The sequence below is a fragment of the Chromohalobacter moromii genome, from assembly GCF_023091865.1.
GTDB lineage: Bacteria > Pseudomonadota > Gammaproteobacteria > Pseudomonadales > Halomonadaceae > Chromohalobacter > Chromohalobacter moromii.
Window position 1 is genome coordinate 1 of the sequence record NZ_JAHXDI010000001.1, and the last position, 17,699, is coordinate 17,699.

A 17,699-nucleotide genomic window follows, 5' to 3' on the forward strand; every position below is an offset into this window, starting at 1 on the left:
TCATCGTCAGGCATTTCTTCTAAAACCCCCGCTTCAGACGAAGCGGGGGTTTTGTCGTTTGGGTGGATGAAAACAGTCTGAGCTAACGCTGTAATATCGGCCGCCAGGGCGAAAACTTGAGGCATTTGAATGCCAGGGGTGATGGGAGTTTTTGTCGCTATTCTCTCTCCCTAATATGCTAGAGGTTTGCTAGGGTGGGACACAGACATCAGCAGACGTAAGCTTGCGATGAAACGCATCTAAAAGGGGAAGAGGCGGTATGGCTTCCATCTCGTCATTGGGCGTTGGCTCCGGCCTTGATCTCAGCGGGCTGCTTGATCAACTTCAAGAGGCCGAGCGAGAAAAACTCGTGCCTATCCAGCAGCAGCAGGCCGAGCAAGAAACGAAAATATCGGCTTATGGCCAGTTGAAGAGTGCCTTGTCGAAAGTGCAGTCTTCAGCCAGCGACCTCACTGATCCCGAGCTTTTCAATAGTGTGACTAGCAACGTTGAAGGCGATAGCGTGGAAGCGGCCGCCACGCCCGATGCGCCGCCGGGGCGTTACAACGTTGATGTCGAGCGTTTGGCCACCGCATCCAGCATCGCCACCCAAGGCGTTGATGAGGAAGCCGTTCTCAATGCCGGGACGGAGGCGAGTATCGATGTCACATTGGGCGATGGAACGCCAACAAGTAGCATCACGGTGGAAGCAGATAGCACGTTGAGTGATGTGCGCGATGCGGTCAATGAGAGTGATTCCGGGGTTTCCGCCTCGATTGTGTTTGATGGCAATCAACATCGCTTGGCCCTGGCATCCAAGGAGACAGGTGAGCAGGCAGCAATCGATAGCGTCTCGTTCACAGGCCTTGACGGCTTGGCACCGGATGATGCCACCGAGATCCAGGGCCAAGATGCCAAGTTGAACGTCAACGGCATCGAGATCACTAGCGCCAGCAATCAGGTTGAAGAAGCGATCCAGGGTACGACGCTGAGTCTGACCGACACCGGTGAGTCCACGGTGACGGTGGCGCGAGACGACGAGTCGATCCGCGGCGCCATCACAGGCTTCGTCGACAGTTACAACGATATGAAATCGACCACTGCCGACCTCACCAGTTTCAGCTCCGAAGATGGCGAGACGCAAGCCGGCGACTTGCTCGGTGACAGCACGACGCGCATGGCGGAGTCTCGTCTGCGGAGTACGATGACCGAAAGCGTCGATGGAGATGGTCTGCAAACGCTGGAAGATGCCGGTATTTCGATGAACGTCGATGGCGAGCTGGAAATCGACGAGGAACAATTCGACGAGGCGCTCTCGACCCAGCCCGGCGCAGTCCAGACGCTGTTCACGGGTACTGAAGATAGCCAGGGAATTGCCGGTAAGGTCGAAGAAGAGCTGGATACCATGCTAGGTGAAGACGGCATGGTGGAGGGCGCCGTGACCGGCGCCGAGAACCAGATGGACCGTCTCGACGAGCGCTATGCTTCGATGGAAGACAGCATAGCAACCACAGTGGACCGCTATCGCACCCAGTTCCAGGAACTCGACAGCATGGTGGCCGAGATGAATCAGACCAGCAGTTATCTCACCCAGCAGTTGTCCGCATTGGGTTAATCAAGCGGCTTCGTATCCCATGCCAATACAGCGCCCGCCTCAGTGCGGGCGCCTTGCTGTGTGGCACGCCTCGCTAGCGGCACACAGCTTGGAGCGCTTCCACGAGGCTCGTCATTTCATCATCCGTGCCGATGCTAATGCGCAGGAAGTCGCTCAGTGCTTCCTTGTCGAAATGACGCACCAGAATGCCCCGTTCTCGCAAGGCATCGAAGAGCATGCGTCCCTGATAGGCATCGTGCCGCACGAACAGGAAATTGGTCTGCGAAGGCAATACCTCGAAGCCGAGCGTTTCGAGTTGGCGCCGCGTCCACTCGCGCGTTGTGATGACGCGTTCGCGGCAAGCATCGAAGTAGGCACGATCCCGCAGTGCGGCGATGCCCGCCTCGATGGTGATGCTATCGATAGGGAAGGAATTGAAGGAGTCCTTGACGCGCTCCAGCCCCTCGATCAGTTCTCGCGAGCCGATCGCAAAGCCCAGGCGCAATCCAGCCAGGCTTCTTGATTTGGAGAAAGTCCCCGTCACCAGCAGGTTGGGAAAGCGCGAGACCAGAGGGATCGTGCTTTCACCGCCGAAGTCCACGTAGGCTTCATCGACCAGTACCACGCTCTCGGTATTACGCTCCAGCAAAGCAGCGATCGCCTCACGCGAGTGCCCGTGGCCGGTCGGCGCGTTGGGATTGGCGAAGACGATACCGCCATTGTCGGTATCGAAGGCCGTCAGCGGCACGCACCACTGGTCGTCCAGAGCCACGCTACGGTAGGTCACGTCGTAGAGCTTGCAATAGACCGGATAGAAGCTATAGGAAATCGCCGGCATTAGAAGCGGACGTGGCTGGCGAAAGAACGCCTGGAAAGCCAATGCCAGCACTTCGTCGGATCCATTGCCAACGAATACCTGCTCTGTTGCGACGCCGTATTCCTCGGCGAGTGCCTCACGAAGCGCAGTGGCACTAGGGTCCGGGTAGAGACGCAGATGACTGGCCGGGAAATCGCGTAGCGCTTGCTCGACGCCAGGCGCGGGCGGATAAGGATTCTCGTTGGTGTTCAACTTGATCAGACGTTCGCGCGGTTGCTCTCCCGGCACATAAGGAGTGAGCTCACGCACGGCGGGACTCCAGAACTTGCTCATGAACGCTCGCACAGGCAGTGATGAGGTAGGTGTCCATGGTGACGCGACGCCCGGACGCGCGCAAGTTGCGCCGCGTCTCGTATGTCGACGACAGAGAATACAGGCATGCCCTTGATTAGTTTACTAACGACCTCATCTATTGGACATCGTGATGATTACCAAGAGTTCTACAGGAGGCGACATGGCTTACGATTCGCTGCTTTCACCGCTCACCATGGGCAAGCTGACGCTCCCCAATCGAGTGCTGATGGCACCGCTGACTCGCGCTCGCACGCCGGATATGGTGCCCAAGGCGCTGCAGCAAACCTATTATGCGCAGCGCGCTGATGCCGGCTTGATATTCAGCGAGGCAACGAACATTTCTCCCACTGCGCGTGGCTATGTCTATACGCCGGGTATTTATACCGATGAACAGGAAGCCGGTTGGCGTGGCGTCGTGGATAGCGTACATCGTGCCGGTGGGCGAATCGCCTTACAGCTATGGCACGTGGGTCGTATCTCGCATCACAAGATCCAGCCGGGCGGCCAACCACCGGTGGCGCCGAGCGCGCTACGAGCCGAAGGCGCCAACTGCTTCCTCGAGTTCGAGGATGGCAGCTCGGGCCAGCACCCGACCAGTACCCCACGGGCCCTGGAAACCGACGAAATCCCCGCGCTGATCGACGACTATCGCCAAGCCGCCAAACGCGCCAAGCGTGCTGGGTTTGACATGGTCGAAGTGCACGCCGCCAATGCATACTTGCTGCAACAGTTCATGGCGACGGGCTCGAATAAGCGTACTGACCGCTATGGCGGAAACCTGGTCAACCGGGCGCGCCTGGTTCTGGAAGTCGTCGATGCCGTCAGCGAGGTCATGGGCGCCGATCGCGTCGGGATTCGTATCTCGCCGTTCATCGAGATCTTCGGCTTGAGCGACGACGAATCGGAGGCAATGGCCTTCTATCTGGCCGAGCAATTGACGCGTCGCGGCATTGCCTACTTGCATGTCAACGAGCCCGATTGGACCGGCGAAGGGCCGCAGCTGACCGACAACTTCCGCCGCGAGTTGCGCAAGCGCTTCCCGGGAACGCTGATCTACTGCGGGCACTACACCGCTGAGCGCACCGAGGCGTTGATTCGCGATGGCCTGGGCGATGGCGCAGCCTTCGGGCGTCCGTATATCGCCAACCCTGATCTCGTCGAACGCTTTCGTCGCGAGAGCACGCTCAATGAGCCCGACCCGGCAACGTTCTACGGCGGCGGCGCCGAGGGTTACACGGACTATCCGACATTATCATGAGGTCTAAGTCTGCAAAGGGTGTCCGATAGCGTCACATGACGCTATGCTGTCACCCACGGGGCCGCGGGAGCGGCCCAGGACCCATTGGTTAGGAGGACTATCATGCAGATCAGGACGTTGCTCGCCGGTTCCGCCATGCTTGCCGTACTTGCCGGTTGTGCCACGGGCACCTCACAGCAAGGCCAGCCTGGTGCGTCGGAGCAAGCCGAACAGCCGACCGTCTACAGCGGCACCTTGCCATGCCGCAGCTGCGACGGTATCGATCTTGAAGTGCAACTGATGGGTGATGAGGACGCGACTGCGGATGAGCGCACCTTTGAGTTGCAAGCCGAATATCGCAATCATCCGGAAAATCCGCCGGCCGAAGAATACAACGGCCAGTGGGACGTCATTGATGGCACCGCGAAAGATCCCGAAGCGACCGTCTATGAGCTCACGCCCAATGGTGAAGGGCAGATCTACTACTTCCAGAAGCTCGACGCCAACACGCTGGAGTTGATCGACCCGCAACTGCGTCGTTTCGAGAACGGTGAGACGCTGCGTCTGCAACGCCAGCAGTAATCGCGTTCTCGTATCACCGAAAAGGCGGCCTACGGGCCGCCTTTTTCATGTCCGGCCCTTGCGTGGGGCATACTCGGACGAGGCGAAGCGGGGCGCGATGATAGAATGCCTGTGATCGGCAAGGAGCGACGACATGGCCAAGGCGAAAAGCGCCTTCGTGTGCACCGAATGCGGTGCCGAATACAATAAATGGCAAGGGCAGTGCTCGAGCTGCCGCGAGTGGAATACGCTCAGCGAAGTGCGCCTGGGCAGCGCTCGGCCGCATGCGCAATCGCCATCGACGACGGGGCGGAGCGGTTATGCGGGATTGGTCTCGCGCGATGTGGTCGATCTGGGCGAGGTCGACCTCACCGAAGTGCCGCGTTTCTCGTCCTCCTTCGGCGAGTTCGACCGCGTGCTGGGCGGTGGCCTCGTACCGGGCTCGGCGGTGCTGTTGGGGGGCAACCCCGGTGCCGGCAAGTCGACGTTGCTGCTGCAGACCGCTTGTAAGCTGGCCCAGTCGCACAAGGTGGTGTACGTCACCGGCGAGGAGTCGCTCTCCCAGGTAGCGATGCGCGCGCATCGGCTGCAACTGCCGGTCAAGGGGCTCAACATGCTGGCCGAGACCAGCATCGAAACGGTACTTGCGGTTGCCGAGCGTGAAAAGCCTGCCGTGCTGATCATCGATTCGATCCAGACCATGCACCTGGAGGACATTAGCTCGGCGCCGGGTGGCGTGGCCCAGGTGCGCGAATCCTCGGCGGCGTTGACGCGTTTCGCCAAGCAGTCGAACACCGTGCTGATGCTGGTCGGGCACGTCACCAAGGATGGCACGTTGGCCGGCCCCAAGGTGCTCGAGCACATGATCGATGCGTCGTTGCTGCTCGAGGGCGGCGCGGACTCGCGATTCCGCACCCTACGTGGGCAGAAGAACCGTTTCGGCGCGGTCAACGAGCTGGGCGTGTTCGCGATGCTCGAGCACGGTCTCAAGGAGGTCAAGAACCCCAGCGCCATCTTCCTGTCGCGCGCCGAAGAACAAGCGCCCGGCAGCCTGGTGATGGTGGTCTGGGAAGGTACGCGGCCGATTCTCGTCGAGGTCCAGGCGCTGCTGGACGATTCGGCTCTGGGCAACCCCCGGCGCGTCGCCGTGGGGCTCGATCAGAATCGTCTGGCGATGCTGCTGGCCGTGCTGCACAAGCACGGTGGCTTGTTTACCGGCGATCAAGACGTCTTCCTCAATGTAGTCGGCGGCGTCAAGGTACTTGAGACCAGCGCCGACCTGGCCGTGTTGCTTGCGGTCGTCTCCAGTCTGCAGAACCGCAACTTGCCACGTGAGCTGGTGGCCTTCGGCGAAGTGGGGCTGTCGGGCGAGATTCGCCCCGTTCCCAGTGGCCAAGAGCGTATCGTCGAGGCCGCCAAACACGGCTTCACGCGTGCCATCGTGCCGCGTGCCAACGCCCCTCGACAGGCGCCCGAGGGCATGGAAGTGATCGCCGTCGATAAACTCGGCGATGCCCTGGAAGCCCTGTAAACGCTGGCGCGTCGGTCATGTAGAATAGAGTGAACGATTGCCAAGGAGTGCCCAATGAGTGCCATTCGCCTGACGCAATACAGCCACGGCGCCGGTTGTGGCTGCAAGATCGCCCCCGACGTGCTGGACAGCATTCTGTCCAAGGCGGGCCCCGGTGCCACCGACAAGCGCTTGATCGTGGGTAACCAGGGCCGCGAAGACGCCGCCGTCTATGACCTCGGCGACGGTCGCGGCCTTATCTCGACGACTGACTTCTTCATGCCCATCGTCGACGACCCCTTCGACTTCGGGCGCATCGCCGCCATCAATGCCATCAGCGATGTCTATGCCATGGGCGGTACGCCGATCATGGCATTGGGCATCCTGGGATGGCCGATCGATACCTTGTCGCCGGAAATCGCCGGTGATGTGGTCAGCGGCGCGCAGTCGATCTGCCGCGAGCTGGGCCTGGCCCTGGCCGGCGGGCATTCCATCGATGCCCCCGAACCGATCTTCGGCCTAGCGGTGAATGGCCTGGTCGATCTCGAGCATCTCAAGCTCAACAGCAACGCCAAGGCGGGCGACTTGCTGTATCTCACCAAGCCGCTGGGGGTGGGGCTTCTGACCACGGCGGAAAAGCATGGCTGGCTGGAGTCCGGTCACCAGGGGCTGGCGCGCCGTACGATGCTGAAGGCCAACCGCATCGGGATCGAGATGGCCAAGGTTCAGGGCGTGCATGCCATGACCGATGTCACCGGTTTTGGCTTGGCCGGGCACCTCAGCGAAGTCTGCCAGGCAAGCGGCCTCAAAGCGCGGATCGACTTCGCCAAGCTGCCCAGACTCGCCGAGGCCGAGGCGTATCGGCGGCGCGGGGCGGTGCCCGGCGGCACGCAGCGCAACCGTCAGGCCCTGGGTGAAGCCTTGCCCGATATGGACGCGGCGCATTGGCAATGGCTGTGCGATCCCCAGACCTCGGGCGGTCTGCTGCTGAGCGTCGACCCGGCCTGGGCGGATGACGTCGAGCGCATTGGACGCCAACACGGCCTCACGCTGGAAGCCTTCGGTGAGATGCGCCCCGCGAGTGGCACCGGTGTGATCGAGGTGCGTGGGTGAGCCTACCGCAAATCGCGCCCGGTCTGGCGCTGCTCGAGCGCCCGCTGATCGATGTGCGTGCCCCGGTAGAGTTCGACCAGGGCGCCTTGCCGGGCGCCGTCAACCTGCCGTTGATGGACGATGCCGAGCGCCAAGCGGTGGGCATTCGCTACAAGGAGGCTGGTCAGGCCGCCGCCATCGAGTTGGGCACGCAACTGGTGGATGGCGCCCTCAAGCGGCGTCGTGTGGCGGCGTGGCAAGCGTTTTCCGAGCGTCATCCCCAGGCGCTGATCTATTGTTTCCGGGGCGGGCTGCGTTCGCAAATCGCGCAGCAGTGGCTGCAGGAGGCGGGCATCACACTGCCGCGTATTCAAGGCGGCTGGAAGGCCATGCGTCAGTGCCTGAGCGCCGAGATTGCCTCGGCGGCAACGCGGCCTGCGCTGGTCGTGGCCGGCCTTACCGGCAGTGCCAAGACCGAATTGATCCAACGTCTCGACACGGGGGTCGACCTCGAAGGGCACGCCCGGCACAAAGGCTCGGCGTTCGGGCGGCATCCTTTGCGGGGGCCATCGCAAATTGACTTCGAGCATGCGCTGGGCGTGGCGCTATCACGGATGCCGCTTGGCTGCGTGGTAGAGGATGAGTCACGCATGATCGGGCAGCTGGATATTCCCTTGCCCTTCTGGCGAACCATGGAGACAGCGCCGCGCATTCGCGTGGAGATGCCGCTGGACTGGCGGCTCGAGCAGATTCGCAAGGATTATATCGAGACCCTGTGGCAGACCTATCGTGGCCATTATGGCGAGTGGCTGGGCTGGGCGTTGATGCGCAAGCAGCTTTCCAGTGCGCTCAAGCGCGTGCGTAAACGCCTAGGCAGTGCGCGTTTCCAGCGTTTGCAACGTTTGCAGGCACTGGCCTTCCGCGAACATCAGCGGGGCAATACCCAGGCGCACGAAGCCTGGCTCGCGCCGCTGATGCTCGAATACTACGATCCCATGTATCGTTATCAGCTCGAGCAGTCTCCCCGTGAGGCGCTGCATGTCGGCGACTGGGAGAGTTGCTTGGCGTTCGCGCGCGACTGGTCGGCGTCGCTGGCACGCTAATCGCTCACCGGTTTGGCGCCTTGTCTCTTTCGGGTTAAGGGCGGCGGGCATGTCGCAGCCAGTCGAGCATGACGCGGTCGAGCAAGGCGGCCAGGCGGTCGAAACGTCGCGGTTCCTCCATGACCGTCCCGCGGGATTGCAGGTAAGGGCCGTCGGTGGCCGCGAGCCGCTCGTCGAATGCCGCAAGGTGATCGTAAAGGGCGCTGACCGAGGCGGCGGTAGCCTCCAGGTGACATTGCAGTGCCACCACGCGCCCGCCGTCCCACGCGAAGCCTTGCAATGGGCTGGCGGTACTGCCGCCCAGAGGCAAGGCCTCGTCGGGTAAGCCGAAGACATCGTGATGCCACGTGAATGCCTCGAAGCGCTCGGGCAGATCGAAGGGACTCTCATCGGCCAAGGTGATAGGCTGCCAGCCGCGCTCGGCATAGGTACCCCGGGAGACGATGGCGCCCAGCGCCTCGGCAATCAACTGCGCACCGACACCGACGCCGAGCAGCGGCTTGCCGCTCTTGAGCATCCGCGCGATCAACTTGCGCTCGCGCTTGAGCCATGTCGGTGGCACGTCCTCGTGGAGCCCGAAGGGGGCGTCGAGTACGATCAAGGCATCGAAGTTGTCGAAACGCGGCGGTGCCTCGTCCGCGTATAAATGGCAGGTATTATGGCTGTGGCCCATGCCCGTCAGCCAATCGGCGAAGCGCGCTGGGCCCAGGTAATCCGCGTGCTGAAGAAAGTAGATATGCATGATGCGCCCATGATGATAAAGCCGCCCCAACGCAGCAAGTGGGGTGTCGAGGAGAGCTAGCATGCCGCGAGCCGAGGTGCTTGAACAGATTTATACTATCGTCGCCCAGATCCCCGATGGGCGAGTGACAACGTATGGGCGCATCGCGAATATGACCGATGGCGCTACGGCGCGCATGGTGGGTAGTGCCATGCGTCACCTGCCTAGCGGCCACGGGCTACCCTGGCACCGCGTCATCAATGCCAGCCGGCGTGTGACCGAGCATACCGGCGCCGTACGCCAGCATGAAAAACTGCGCGCCGAGGGCGTGGTGTTCGATGCCCGCGGGCGCGTTCTCCACGACATACTCTGGCCCTGACGCCTCCCCTTAGGAGTAATGATATGACAGCGTCCGCCGACGGCTTCCATGCTCGTTTGGATCAATTGCCCGCGCGCGCTCGGCTGGCCTTCATGGCGGCCTTGATAGAGCGTATGAGCCCCAACTACGCGCTGTATGCTCAGATGAGCGGCGCCGGCGACGCGAAGTTGCTGCGCAACGTGCTCGACCTGGCGTGGGAAGCGCTGGCCGTAAAAGATGCGGCAATAGACTTCGACAAGCAGGCCGAGAAACTCGCCGAGCAAGAACCACCGGAAACCGATGACAGCTTCGGCGCGCGCCGGGCGGTTGAAGTGGTCATGGCCTTGGCGGCCTTACTTGATGCCTTGCGCAGCGAGGCGCCTGAATCGCCGCGTGATGTGAGCCGCCTATCACGCGATGGTGTACATGCCTACATTGAGATGACCGACGGCGCGGACGATGACGCCGAGCGGCTGGCGGCCCGTGTGCGTGAGCATCCGTTGATGGACGACGAGCACGGCTTCCAGGAAGCGGTGCTCGAACACGTCGAGGCGCCGCTGACACGTGATGCGCTCAAGTCGCTGCGACGCTTGGGGCGTAACGAAGGGGTCAGTAACCTGGGGCTCAGTGCCGAAGGATAAGAGGCGCGCTATAAACGCATCTCGATGCCGTGTTCGGCCATGTAGCGTTTGGCGTCGGGGATGGTGTACTCACCGAAGTGGAAGATACTGGCGGCGAGCACGGCATCCGCACCGCCTTCCTTGACGCCCGCGACCAGGTGATCGAGATGGCCGACGCCGCCGGAGGCGATGATCGGGACGCTGACGGCATCGGCGATGGCGCGGGTCACTCCCAGATCGAAACCGGACTTGGTGCCGTCGCGGTCCATGCTGGTCAGCAGCAATTCTCCCGCACCGAGCTCGACCATCTTGCACGCCCATTCCACGGCATCGAGCCCGGTAGGCTTGCGTCCGCCATGGGTGAAGATCTCCCAGCGCGGCGGCTCGTCCTCGCCAGAGACCCGCTTGGCGTCGATGGCGACGACGATGCACTGGCTCCCGAAACGCTCGGCTGCTTCGTGAACGAAATCGGGGTTGGTCACTGCGGCGGTGTTGATCGACACCTTGTCGGCGCCGGCGTTAAGCATGGTGCGGATGTCGTCGCAGGTACGAATGCCACCGCCCACCGTCAATGGAATGAAAACCTCCCCGGCAATGCGTTCGACCATTTCCACCGTGGTGCCGCGATCTTCGTGGCTGGCGGTGATATCGAGGAAGGTGATCTCGTCGGCGCCTTGCTGGTTGTAGCGTTTGGCGACCTCGACCGGGTCGCCAGCGTCGCGGATGCCGACGAAATTGACGCCCTTGACCACGCGGCCGGCATCGACATCGAGACAGGGAATGATGCGCTTGGCGAGTGCCATGATCAGCTTCTCCGTGTGGCTGGCGCGGCGTCGCACAGGCGCTGGGCCTCGGCGACGTCGAGTTTGCCTTCGTAGATGGCGCGTCCGGTGATGGCACCGAGAATGCCTTCGTTTTCTACCTCGAGCAGGGCCTCGATGTCGCCTAGATGGGTGACACCACCGGAGGCGATCACCGGAAGGCCGCCCTCGCGCGCCAGTTCGGCGGTGGCCGCGATGTTGACGCCCTGCATCATGCCGTCGCGGGCGATATCCGTGTACACGATCGAGGTCACACCATCGTCGGCGAAACGCTTGGCCAGATCCACGGCCTTGAGTGTCGACACCTCGGCCCAGCCATCGGTGGCGACATAACCGTCGCGGGCGTCGAGCCCCACGATGACGCGGCCCGGAAAGGTGCGGCACATCTCGGTGACGAAAGCTGGGTCTTTGACGGCTTGGGTGCCGATGATGACGTAAGACACGCCCGCCTCGAGATAAGCGTCGATGGTCGCAGCGGTGCGAATGCCACCGCCGATTTGGATTGGCAGCTCGGGGTAGGCGCGGGCGATGGCGGTCACCGCCTCAGCGTTCACGGGCTGGCCTTCGAAGGCGCCGTTGAGATCCACCAGATGCAGCCGGCGGGCGCCGGTCTCGACCCAGCGCGCCGCCATGGCCACCGGATCGTCACCGTAGGTGGTCGAGTCGTCCATACGCCCCTGCTTGAGGCGGACGCACTGGCCGTCCTTGAGATCGATGGCGGGAATCACCAGCATGACGTGTCCTCTCGGTATACGTGTGGTGCCGCCGTCGAAGGGCGGCATGTCCGGCCTGAACGCTTAGGGTGTCCAGGTGACGAAATTTTCGAGCAAGCGTAACCCGTCACGCGCGCTTTTCTCAGGGTGGAACTGCACGGCGAAGACCGGGCCGCGGCCAGTGGCGACATGCGCGGAATGCCCGCCGTATTCGGTGGTGCCGAAGATGTCGCTGTCTTCCTGTGCCTCGACGTAGTAACTGTGCACGAAATAAAAGCGTGCATCGTCGTCGATGCCCGCCCAGAGCGGGTGCGTGTGGTGCTGCGTGACTCGGTTCCAGCCCATGTGAGGCACTTTCAGGCGTTGGTTCTGGGCGTCGCGCAGATCGCGCCCGAAGTGACGCACGTTTCCCGGTAGGTAGCCCAGGCACGCCACACCGCCGTTTTCCTCGCTTTCTTCCATTAACATCTGTTGGCCGACACAGATGCCTAATAATGGCTTAGCCTGGGCACGTAGTACTTCTTGCACAAGGCCCTGCAGATCGTTGCGCTGCAATTCCCCCATGCAGTCACGAATCGCGCCTTGGCCGGGCAGTACCAGGCGGCTGGCGCCGCGGATGCTGCGCGAATCGTCGGTGATGACCACGTTTTCATGCGTGACGTGCTCCAGCGCCTTGGCGACGGAGTGAAGGTTACCCATGCCGTAATCGATGACCGCAATCGTCATGCTCGCTCCTTAGCGCGTCGTGAGAGCCTCACAGGCTACCTTTGGTAGAGGGCATCCGCCCGGTCATGCGGGGATCGGGTTCCACCGCCATGCGCAGTGCGCGGCCAAAGGCCTTGAAGATGGTTTCCGCCTGATGGTGGGCGTTGAAGCCTTTGAGATTGTCGATGTGCAGCGTTACCTGGGCGTGATTGACGAAGCCCTGGAAGAACTCCCAGAACAGCTGCGTGTCGAAGCGGCCGATGTTCGCGCGCGTGAACTCGACATCCATACTCAGGCCAGGGCGACCCGAGAAGTCTATCACGACACGCGAGAGCGCCTCGTCCAGCGGCACGTAGGCATGGCCGTAACGCCGGATGCCGCGCTTGTCGCCGATGGCCTGGGCGAAGGCCTGCCCTAGGGTGATGCCGAGATCCTCGACGGTATGATGGTCGTCGATGTGCAAATCGCCTTGAGCATTGATCTCCAGGTCGATCAGTCCGTGGCGCGCCACCTGATCGAGCATGTGATCGAGAAATGCGACGCCCGTTTCGGATTGGAAATGGCCCTCGCCGTCGAGGTTGATACGGACCTGAATCTGGGTCTCGTGGGTGTCGCGGGACACGGTGGCGACGCGCTCGGCCATAGGGGGTCTCCAGCACTTCGGACGTGAACGGGGCGCGCGATGAAGGCGTGGATGCGCAAGGCTCGCGGCGCCATGGAACGGTCATTATAGAGAATCGCCCCGGCCATCCGCTACAATGCCGGGAGTTCAGGGACGATTCCCGCGTCCCTCCACCAATGCTCGAGGGCCCGTGACAGGGCCAGGGAGATCGTCCAGGGAGAGCAGGCATGCCGGTGACCTTGCAGGAAATCGATCGCGCCGAATGGGAAAAGGATGCCCAAGTGGCGCAGGATCTCGCGCGCATCTACCGTGATGCCCCCGCCGAGCGTCTGCCCGCGTCCGTCGAGCGTTTCATCGACGATCACTTCACCCAGGGCGGCGTGTTCTGCTGTGCATTATTCAACGCGCGCCGACTAGGAGCGGTCGCCGTGCGTCGCGAAACTCGCGTATGGTGGTTGTCACATTTCTGCGTACGTGCCGAAACCCGGCACCGCGGAGTCGGCTCACGGTTATTGATGCTGATTGCCGAACGCGCGCAAGGCGAGGGTTGTACGCCGCGCGTTCCCTCTACAGTGCTGATGATGGGAGATCAACTGTTGTTGACCCGGCTTGGCTATCATCCCGCCGCCGACGGAACGTACTATGAATTTCATCCATTAGCGTCACAGGGAGGGCGCCAATGAGAGCGCTGCTGAGAGCATTGCTGGCGGTGGTCGGGGTGTTGGCCTTGATCGTGGTCGGCGCCGTGGTCTATATCACTACGTTCTTCGATCCCAACGACCTCAAGCCACGGCTTGTCGAGGCGGTGCGCGATCAAAGTGGGCTGGAACTTAACTTGGACGGCCCCTTGTCCTGGTCCTTCTATCCACGCCTGGGCTTCAGTGTCGAGCAGGCCGAGGCCTGGTTGCCCGAGCAGTCGCAAGAGGACTCGGCCTTCGCGGCGTTCGATCGTGCCGAGGTCAGCGTGGCGTTCGCGCCGCTGCTCTCCGGTGAGGTGGCCGTGGAAGGGCTGACGCTGGATGGAATGCGGCTCAATCTCGAACGTGACGCCGAAGGTCGTGGCAATTGGGAAGTCTTGCTCGATCGTATGGAGCGCGGCGGTGACCAGGCCGAGGAGGCCTTGGCACCGGCATCGGCATCGGCAGGGCCGGGGCTGAACCAGAATCCCGACAGCCTACCCGTGGCGCTGGATATCGCGAGTGTCCAGGTACGCGACAGTCGAGTGCATTACCAAGACGCCCAGCGCGATCTGGATCTCACGCTCTCCAAGCTCAGCATGGAGGGCAGCAACGTCAATCCCGACGCCGCCTTTCCGTTGCAAATGGCGTTCGACCTCGACAGCCAGGCGCCTGAGTTGACCAGCCAGGTGAAATTCAAGAGCCGTGTGCGCCTGGGCTTGCGCGACGGCCGCTATGAACTCAGCAACGTGGGCCTGGAAACCAGCACGCAGTGGCCGGCGCTTTCCGATCAGGCGCAGGGCCTCAATCTGCAAGTCGGCCACTTGTTGGCTGAGACGCAAGCCCAGCATTACCGTGTCGATGACGCCAAGCTCGATACACGCTTTCATCATCCCGCGGTGGAAGGCAAGCCGCTTGGGTTGAGCCTAGGCTTCGATGGCGAAGCCGACCTTGATGCCCAGACCGCCCAGTTGCGTGATATCGCCTTGAGTGGCGATGACGGCCTGAACCTGACGGGGACTCTAAGCTTTACCGAGTTGCTCGAGGCGCCGAAGTATACTGGACAGCTCAAGTTGGCGCCGCTGCCGCTGCGGGACTGGCTCAAGCGGTTCGATGCCCTACCCGAGACCGGTGATGGCAAGGCGTTGAGCGAACTAGCCATGAACAGCCCCGTGCATGGCGATCTCCAGCGCATCAACTTCTCGAATCTTAGCCTGTTGCTCGATGGTGAAACGCTGACCGGGGAGCTGGGCGCCGGTTTCGATGGCCAGTGGTTGAGCTTCGATCTTCAGGGCGAACGTCTCGACCTGGACGCCTATCTGCCGCCCGCCGAGAAGAATGGCGAAGAAGCGGACAATGGCGAGGACGAAAGTACGGCGAGCGTCGTCGAAACGCTGGGCGTCTCGTCGGCATATGCTGCCGCCGAAAGCGCCGGCTTGCTACCCGCCGAGTGGCTGTCCAATTTGACGCTGGATGGCAAGCTTGCCGTGAATAACGTGATCCTCAAGGGCATGACGCTCCAGGACGTAGCGCTGCGCGTGACGGGCAGCGACGGGCGTCAACGTCTGGAGTCTCTGTCGGCCAAGCTCTACGATGGCACGTTCGACGCCCAAGGTAGCTTGGATCTACGTCAATCACCTCTGCGCCTGGCCATGACTCAGTCGCTCTCCGGTGTGCAGATCGCACCGCTGTATAAAGATATCAACGACGCGGAATCGCCCTTGCGTGGCCGGCTCAACCTGGAAAGCGATGTCACCTCGCAGACCAATCAGCTCGAATCGCTCAAGCGCCATCTCAATGGCACGGCCTCGCTACGCATCGACGATGGCGCGATGCTCGACGTCAATGTCTCGCGTCAGCTATGTACCGCCGCTGCCATATTGGACGGCAACCAGTCGGATCGCGAATGGAGCGACGACACGCCTTTCGACACGCTGTCGGCGAGCCTTGATATCACCGATGGCGTGGCGCGCAACGACGATCTCGAGGTGCGTATTCCGGGTATCGAGATGAGCGGCGCGGGCATGTTCAACATTCCTACTGAGCGTTTCGACTACGATCTCAAGGCGCGCTTCATCGATACTGCCGATCAGAGTGCCTGCCGGGTAACCTCACGCCTGCAGCAGGTAAGCCTGCCAGTGCGTTGTGAAGGGCAACTCGGCGGAGAGCCGGGCGAATGGTGCCGCTTCGATCGCGAGGCCTTCCAGGACACGCTGGGAGAGCTGGCTAAAGCCAAGGCCAAGCGCGAAGCCGGCGATAAGCTCGACGAAGCGCTGGAAGACGAGCTCGATAGTGATACCGCGCGCAAGATCGACGAAACGTTGGGAGAAGGCTCCGCCAAGGAACTTGGAGACAAGTTGCGTGGTCTATTCAAGTGAGCAAAGCCCAAAGCCAGTCCCTGCGCCGACATCTGTCGGCGCTTTTTTTAGCATGTCCATGACCCCTCATTCCCATGATCTGACGGCGCCGCCGCCGGCTGGACGATAACGCCCATGCAGGAAATTCCGCTCACCGCCGACACCTTTCGTCGGCGGATCTTCGAATGGTTCGACGTTCACGGTCGCAAGACACTGCCCTGGCAATTCGACAAGACGCCCTACCGCATCTGGGTGTCGGAGATCATGCTACAGCAGACGCAGGTCGCCACGGTGATTCCCTACTACCAGCGTTTCATGGAACGCTTTCCCGATGTCGCCGCACTGGCGCGAGCGCCGCAAGACGAAGTGCTGCACCTCTGGACGGGGCTGGGGTATTACGCACGGGCGCGTAATCTGCACAAGGCAGCTCAGGTGGTGATGGAAGAACATGGCGGCGAGTTTCCGATGGACAGCGTCGAGGCGCTTTCCGCGCTGCCCGGCATCGGACGTTCCACGGCTGGTGCGATCATCAGCATCAGCACCGGCCGGCGCGCGCCGATCCTCGATGGCAACGTCAAGCGTGTGCTGACTCGCCTGCACGCCGTGGAAGGCTGGCCCGGCCGTCCTGCCGTGGAGCGTGAGCTATGGGCGCTGGCGGAGCGTTACACGCCGGAGGAGCGCCTAGCCGACTATACCCAGGCGATGATGGATCTGGGGGCGACGCTTTGTACGCGAAGCAAGCCGGCATGCCTGCTATGCCCCTTCGAGGATGCCTGCGTGGCGCATGCGCGTAGCGAAGAAACGCGCTTCCCTGAATCCAAACCGCGCAAGGCCCTGCCTGAGCGCGCCACACTGATGCTGGTGTTGCGTGACCCACTGGGACGCATCTTCCTCCAGCAGCGCCCGGCCAGCGGCCTGTGGGGCGGCCTGTGGAGCCTGCCCCAGTTCGATGACGAGCAAGCGTTACGCGCCTGGCTCGATCAGCGCTTCCCCCACGCAAAGCGTGAGACGGATGGCGAGGCGTTCACGCATACCTTCAGTCATTTTCGTTTGCAGATCACGCCCTCACCGGCGCGTCTGGACGAGATGCCTTCAGAGATCGGCGAGACCGGGGCGCTATGGTACGACGCCAAGGCGCCCGCTAGTGTAGGATTGGCGGCGCCGGTCAAGACACTACTCAATCGAGATGTTTCGTGATTTTGTGTCATGACGAACCGCAATACGTTAGGAGTAAGCGCCATGAGCCAGACCGTCTTTTGCCGTAAATACCAACAGGAGCTCGAGGCCCTGCCGTTTCCGCCGCTACCCGGTGCCAAGGGGCAGGAGATCCAACAGACGGTTTCCAAGCAAGCCTGGGACGAATGGCAGGCGCTACAGACCCGTCTGATCAACGAAAAGCATCTCAGTCTGCTGGACCCCGAAGCGCGTACCTATCTGATGGAACAGATGGAGCGCTTTCTCGACAACCGGGATACCGACCAGGCCGAAGGCTACGTACCCCCGAGCCAGTAGAGCAGGCCCGGTGGTCAGCATCTTTTTGAATTAAAAGGCTTGACCCGAACCGAAGAATTCGGTTTAATGCGTCCCCGTTGGAAGGGCCAGATAGCTCAGTCGGTAGAGCAGTGGATTGAAAATCCTCGTGTCGGCGGTTCGATTCCGTCTCTGGCCACCAATTTGCTGGGGTATAGCCAAGTGGTAAGGCACCGGTTTTTGGTATCGGCATTCGCAGGTTCGAGTCCTGCTACCCCAGCCATCGCTAACGGCTTTGTGTTATGCCGACATAGCTCAGTTGGTAGAGCAACTGACTTGTAATCAGTAGGTCCCGGGTTCGACTCCTGGTGTCGGCACCATAGCTTAG

At 61.8% G+C, this 17,699-nt stretch carries 18 protein-coding genes and 3 tRNA genes; 15 read left to right on the forward strand and 6 right to left on the reverse strand.

Annotated elements, in window-relative coordinates; genetic code table 11:
- Positions 1-259: 259 nt before the first annotated feature.
- Positions 260-1,594 (forward strand): flagellar filament capping protein FliD, encoded by a 1,335-nt coding sequence (gene fliD, locus KZO83_RS00005; protein ID WP_075368011.1) that lies wholly within the window; start codon positions 260-262, stop codon positions 1,592-1,594.
- A 73-nt stretch (positions 1,595-1,667) separates the two neighbouring features.
- Here fliD and hisC read toward each other — a convergent pair whose 3' ends face one another.
- Positions 1,668-2,723 carry a histidinol-phosphate transaminase gene (gene hisC / locus KZO83_RS00010; protein WP_075368010.1) on the reverse strand — a complete coding sequence of 352 codons (1,056 nt, stop codon included), beginning with the start codon at positions 2,721-2,723 and terminating at the stop codon, positions 1,668-1,670.
- A 181-nt stretch (positions 2,724-2,904) separates the two neighbouring features.
- Between hisC and KZO83_RS00015 the strand changes: the two genes are divergently transcribed.
- The 5 genes from KZO83_RS00015 (at position 2,905) to mnmH (ending at position 8,247) form a co-directional block, all read left to right on the forward strand.
- Positions 2,905-4,002, forward strand: a complete 1,098-nt coding sequence (locus KZO83_RS00015; protein WP_247619319.1) for an alkene reductase — start codon at positions 2,905-2,907, stop codon at positions 4,000-4,002.
- A gap of 102 nt (positions 4,003-4,104) precedes the next feature.
- Positions 4,105-4,563: a copper resistance protein NlpE N-terminal domain-containing protein gene (locus tag KZO83_RS00020; protein ID WP_179000248.1), complete on the forward strand. Its 459-nt coding sequence runs from the start codon at positions 4,105-4,107 to the stop codon at positions 4,561-4,563.
- Positions 4,564-4,696: 133 nt separating this feature from the next.
- Positions 4,697-6,073, forward strand: a complete 1,377-nt coding sequence (gene radA / locus KZO83_RS00025; protein ID WP_040239481.1) for a DNA repair protein RadA — start codon at positions 4,697-4,699, stop codon at positions 6,071-6,073.
- Between the two features lie 54 nt (positions 6,074-6,127).
- Entirely contained in the window at positions 6,128-7,165 is a 1,038-nt protein-coding gene (gene selD / locus KZO83_RS00030) for a selenide, water dikinase SelD (RefSeq protein ID WP_179000250.1), read from the forward strand.
- Positions 7,162-8,247, forward strand: coding sequence for a tRNA 2-selenouridine(34) synthase MnmH (mnmH, locus tag KZO83_RS00035; protein WP_247619320.1), 1,086 nt, complete (start codon positions 7,162-7,164; stop codon positions 8,245-8,247). Before selD ends, mnmH begins: the two co-directional genes overlap by 4 nt.
- A gap of 34 nt (positions 8,248-8,281) precedes the next feature.
- Here mnmH and KZO83_RS00040 read toward each other — a convergent pair whose 3' ends face one another.
- Positions 8,282-8,989 (reverse strand): type 1 glutamine amidotransferase, encoded by a 708-nt coding sequence (locus KZO83_RS00040; RefSeq protein WP_247620157.1) that lies wholly within the window; start codon positions 8,987-8,989, stop codon positions 8,282-8,284.
- 61 nt (positions 8,990-9,050) lie between these two features.
- Between KZO83_RS00040 and KZO83_RS00045 the strand changes: the two genes are divergently transcribed.
- Both KZO83_RS00045 and KZO83_RS00050 read left to right on the forward strand, forming a co-directional pair.
- Complete coding sequence (locus KZO83_RS00045) at positions 9,051-9,347, forward strand: MGMT family protein (RefSeq protein ID WP_247619321.1); 297 nt, start codon at positions 9,051-9,053, stop codon at positions 9,345-9,347.
- 23 nt (positions 9,348-9,370) lie between these two features.
- Positions 9,371-9,967, forward strand: a complete 597-nt coding sequence (locus KZO83_RS00050) for a YjaG family protein (RefSeq protein ID WP_247619322.1) — start codon at positions 9,371-9,373, stop codon at positions 9,965-9,967.
- 8 nt (positions 9,968-9,975) lie between these two features.
- Here the strand turns inward: KZO83_RS00050 and hisF are convergent, their stop codons facing one another.
- The 4 genes from hisF to hisB all read right to left on the reverse strand — a co-directional run bounded on the left by hisF (position 9,976) and on the right by hisB (position 12,828).
- The gene (gene hisF / locus KZO83_RS00055) at positions 9,976-10,749 is read right to left on the reverse strand and encodes an imidazole glycerol phosphate synthase subunit HisF (protein ID WP_247619323.1); all 774 of its coding nucleotides are present in this window, start codon (positions 10,747-10,749) and stop codon (positions 9,976-9,978) included.
- Positions 10,750-10,751: 2 nt separating this feature from the next.
- A complete protein-coding gene (hisA, locus tag KZO83_RS00060) occupies positions 10,752-11,501 on the reverse strand; it encodes a 1-(5-phosphoribosyl)-5-[(5-phosphoribosylamino)methylideneamino]imidazole-4-carboxamide isomerase (protein WP_247619324.1) in 750 nt (249 codons plus the stop codon).
- Positions 11,502-11,564: 63 nt separating this feature from the next.
- Complete coding sequence (gene hisH / locus KZO83_RS00065) at positions 11,565-12,206, reverse strand: imidazole glycerol phosphate synthase subunit HisH (protein WP_179000257.1); 642 nt, start codon at positions 12,204-12,206, stop codon at positions 11,565-11,567.
- A 28-nt stretch (positions 12,207-12,234) separates the two neighbouring features.
- A complete protein-coding gene (gene hisB / locus KZO83_RS00070; RefSeq protein ID WP_179000258.1) occupies positions 12,235-12,828 on the reverse strand; it encodes an imidazoleglycerol-phosphate dehydratase HisB in 594 nt (197 codons plus the stop codon).
- Positions 12,829-13,034: 206 nt separating this feature from the next.
- Here hisB and KZO83_RS00075 point away from each other — a divergent pair, with 206 nt between their 5' ends.
- The 7 genes from KZO83_RS00075 (at position 13,035) to KZO83_RS00105 (ending at position 17,691) form a co-directional block, all read left to right on the forward strand.
- Entirely contained in the window at positions 13,035-13,490 is a 456-nt protein-coding gene (locus KZO83_RS00075; RefSeq protein WP_179000259.1) for an acetyl-CoA sensor PanZ family protein, read from the forward strand.
- Positions 13,487-15,862: an AsmA family protein gene (locus KZO83_RS00080; RefSeq protein ID WP_247619325.1), complete on the forward strand. Its 2,376-nt coding sequence runs from the start codon at positions 13,487-13,489 to the stop codon at positions 15,860-15,862. Before KZO83_RS00075 ends, KZO83_RS00080 begins: the two co-directional genes overlap by 4 nt.
- A 114-nt stretch (positions 15,863-15,976) precedes the next feature.
- Positions 15,977-17,038, forward strand: coding sequence for an A/G-specific adenine glycosylase (gene mutY / locus KZO83_RS00085; RefSeq protein ID WP_247619326.1), 1,062 nt, complete (start codon positions 15,977-15,979; stop codon positions 17,036-17,038).
- Between the two features lie 42 nt (positions 17,039-17,080).
- Positions 17,081-17,353, forward strand: a complete 273-nt coding sequence (locus tag KZO83_RS00090; RefSeq protein ID WP_040239500.1) for an oxidative damage protection protein — start codon at positions 17,081-17,083, stop codon at positions 17,351-17,353.
- An 84-nt stretch (positions 17,354-17,437) separates the two neighbouring features.
- Positions 17,438-17,513, forward strand: a tRNA-Phe gene (locus KZO83_RS00095).
- Between the two features lie 6 nt (positions 17,514-17,519).
- Positions 17,520-17,594, forward strand: a tRNA-Gln gene (locus KZO83_RS00100).
- Between the two features lie 21 nt (positions 17,595-17,615).
- Positions 17,616-17,691 (forward strand) — tRNA-Thr (locus KZO83_RS00105).
- Positions 17,692-17,699: the final 8 nt, after the last annotated feature.

Bases quoted from the DNA above. Each gene is read 5' to 3' on its own strand.
- fliD (WP_075368011.1), top strand. From the start codon at position 260: ATGGCTTCCATCTCGTCATTGGGCGTTGGCTCCGGCCTTGATCTCAGC.
- hisC (WP_075368010.1), bottom strand. From the start codon at position 2,723: ATGAGCAAGTTCTGGAGTCCCGCCGTGCGTGAGCTCACTCCTTATGTG.
- KZO83_RS00015 (WP_247619319.1), top strand. From the start codon at position 2,905: ATGGCTTACGATTCGCTGCTTTCACCGCTCACCATGGGCAAGCTGACG.
- KZO83_RS00020 (WP_179000248.1), top strand. From the start codon at position 4,105: ATGCAGATCAGGACGTTGCTCGCCGGTTCCGCCATGCTTGCCGTACTT.
- radA (WP_040239481.1), top strand. From the start codon at position 4,697: ATGGCCAAGGCGAAAAGCGCCTTCGTGTGCACCGAATGCGGTGCCGAA.
- selD (WP_179000250.1), top strand. From the start codon at position 6,128: ATGAGTGCCATTCGCCTGACGCAATACAGCCACGGCGCCGGTTGTGGC.
- KZO83_RS00040 (WP_247620157.1), bottom strand. From the start codon at position 8,989: ATGCATATCTACTTTCTTCAGCACGCGGATTACCTGGGCCCAGCGCGC.
- KZO83_RS00045 (WP_247619321.1), top strand. From the start codon at position 9,051: ATGCCGCGAGCCGAGGTGCTTGAACAGATTTATACTATCGTCGCCCAG.
- KZO83_RS00050 (WP_247619322.1), top strand. From the start codon at position 9,371: ATGACAGCGTCCGCCGACGGCTTCCATGCTCGTTTGGATCAATTGCCC.
- hisF (WP_247619323.1), bottom strand. From the start codon at position 10,749: ATGGCACTCGCCAAGCGCATCATTCCCTGTCTCGATGTCGATGCCGGC.
- hisA (WP_247619324.1), bottom strand. From the start codon at position 11,501: ATGCTGGTGATTCCCGCCATCGATCTCAAGGACGGCCAGTGCGTCCGC.
- hisH (WP_179000257.1), bottom strand. From the start codon at position 12,206: ATGACGATTGCGGTCATCGATTACGGCATGGGTAACCTTCACTCCGTC.
- hisB (WP_179000258.1), bottom strand. From the start codon at position 12,828: ATGGCCGAGCGCGTCGCCACCGTGTCCCGCGACACCCACGAGACCCAG.
- KZO83_RS00075 (WP_179000259.1), top strand. From the start codon at position 13,035: ATGCCGGTGACCTTGCAGGAAATCGATCGCGCCGAATGGGAAAAGGAT.
- KZO83_RS00080 (WP_247619325.1), top strand. From the start codon at position 13,487: ATGAGAGCGCTGCTGAGAGCATTGCTGGCGGTGGTCGGGGTGTTGGCC.
- mutY (WP_247619326.1), top strand. From the start codon at position 15,977: ATGCAGGAAATTCCGCTCACCGCCGACACCTTTCGTCGGCGGATCTTC.
- KZO83_RS00090 (WP_040239500.1), top strand. From the start codon at position 17,081: ATGAGCCAGACCGTCTTTTGCCGTAAATACCAACAGGAGCTCGAGGCC.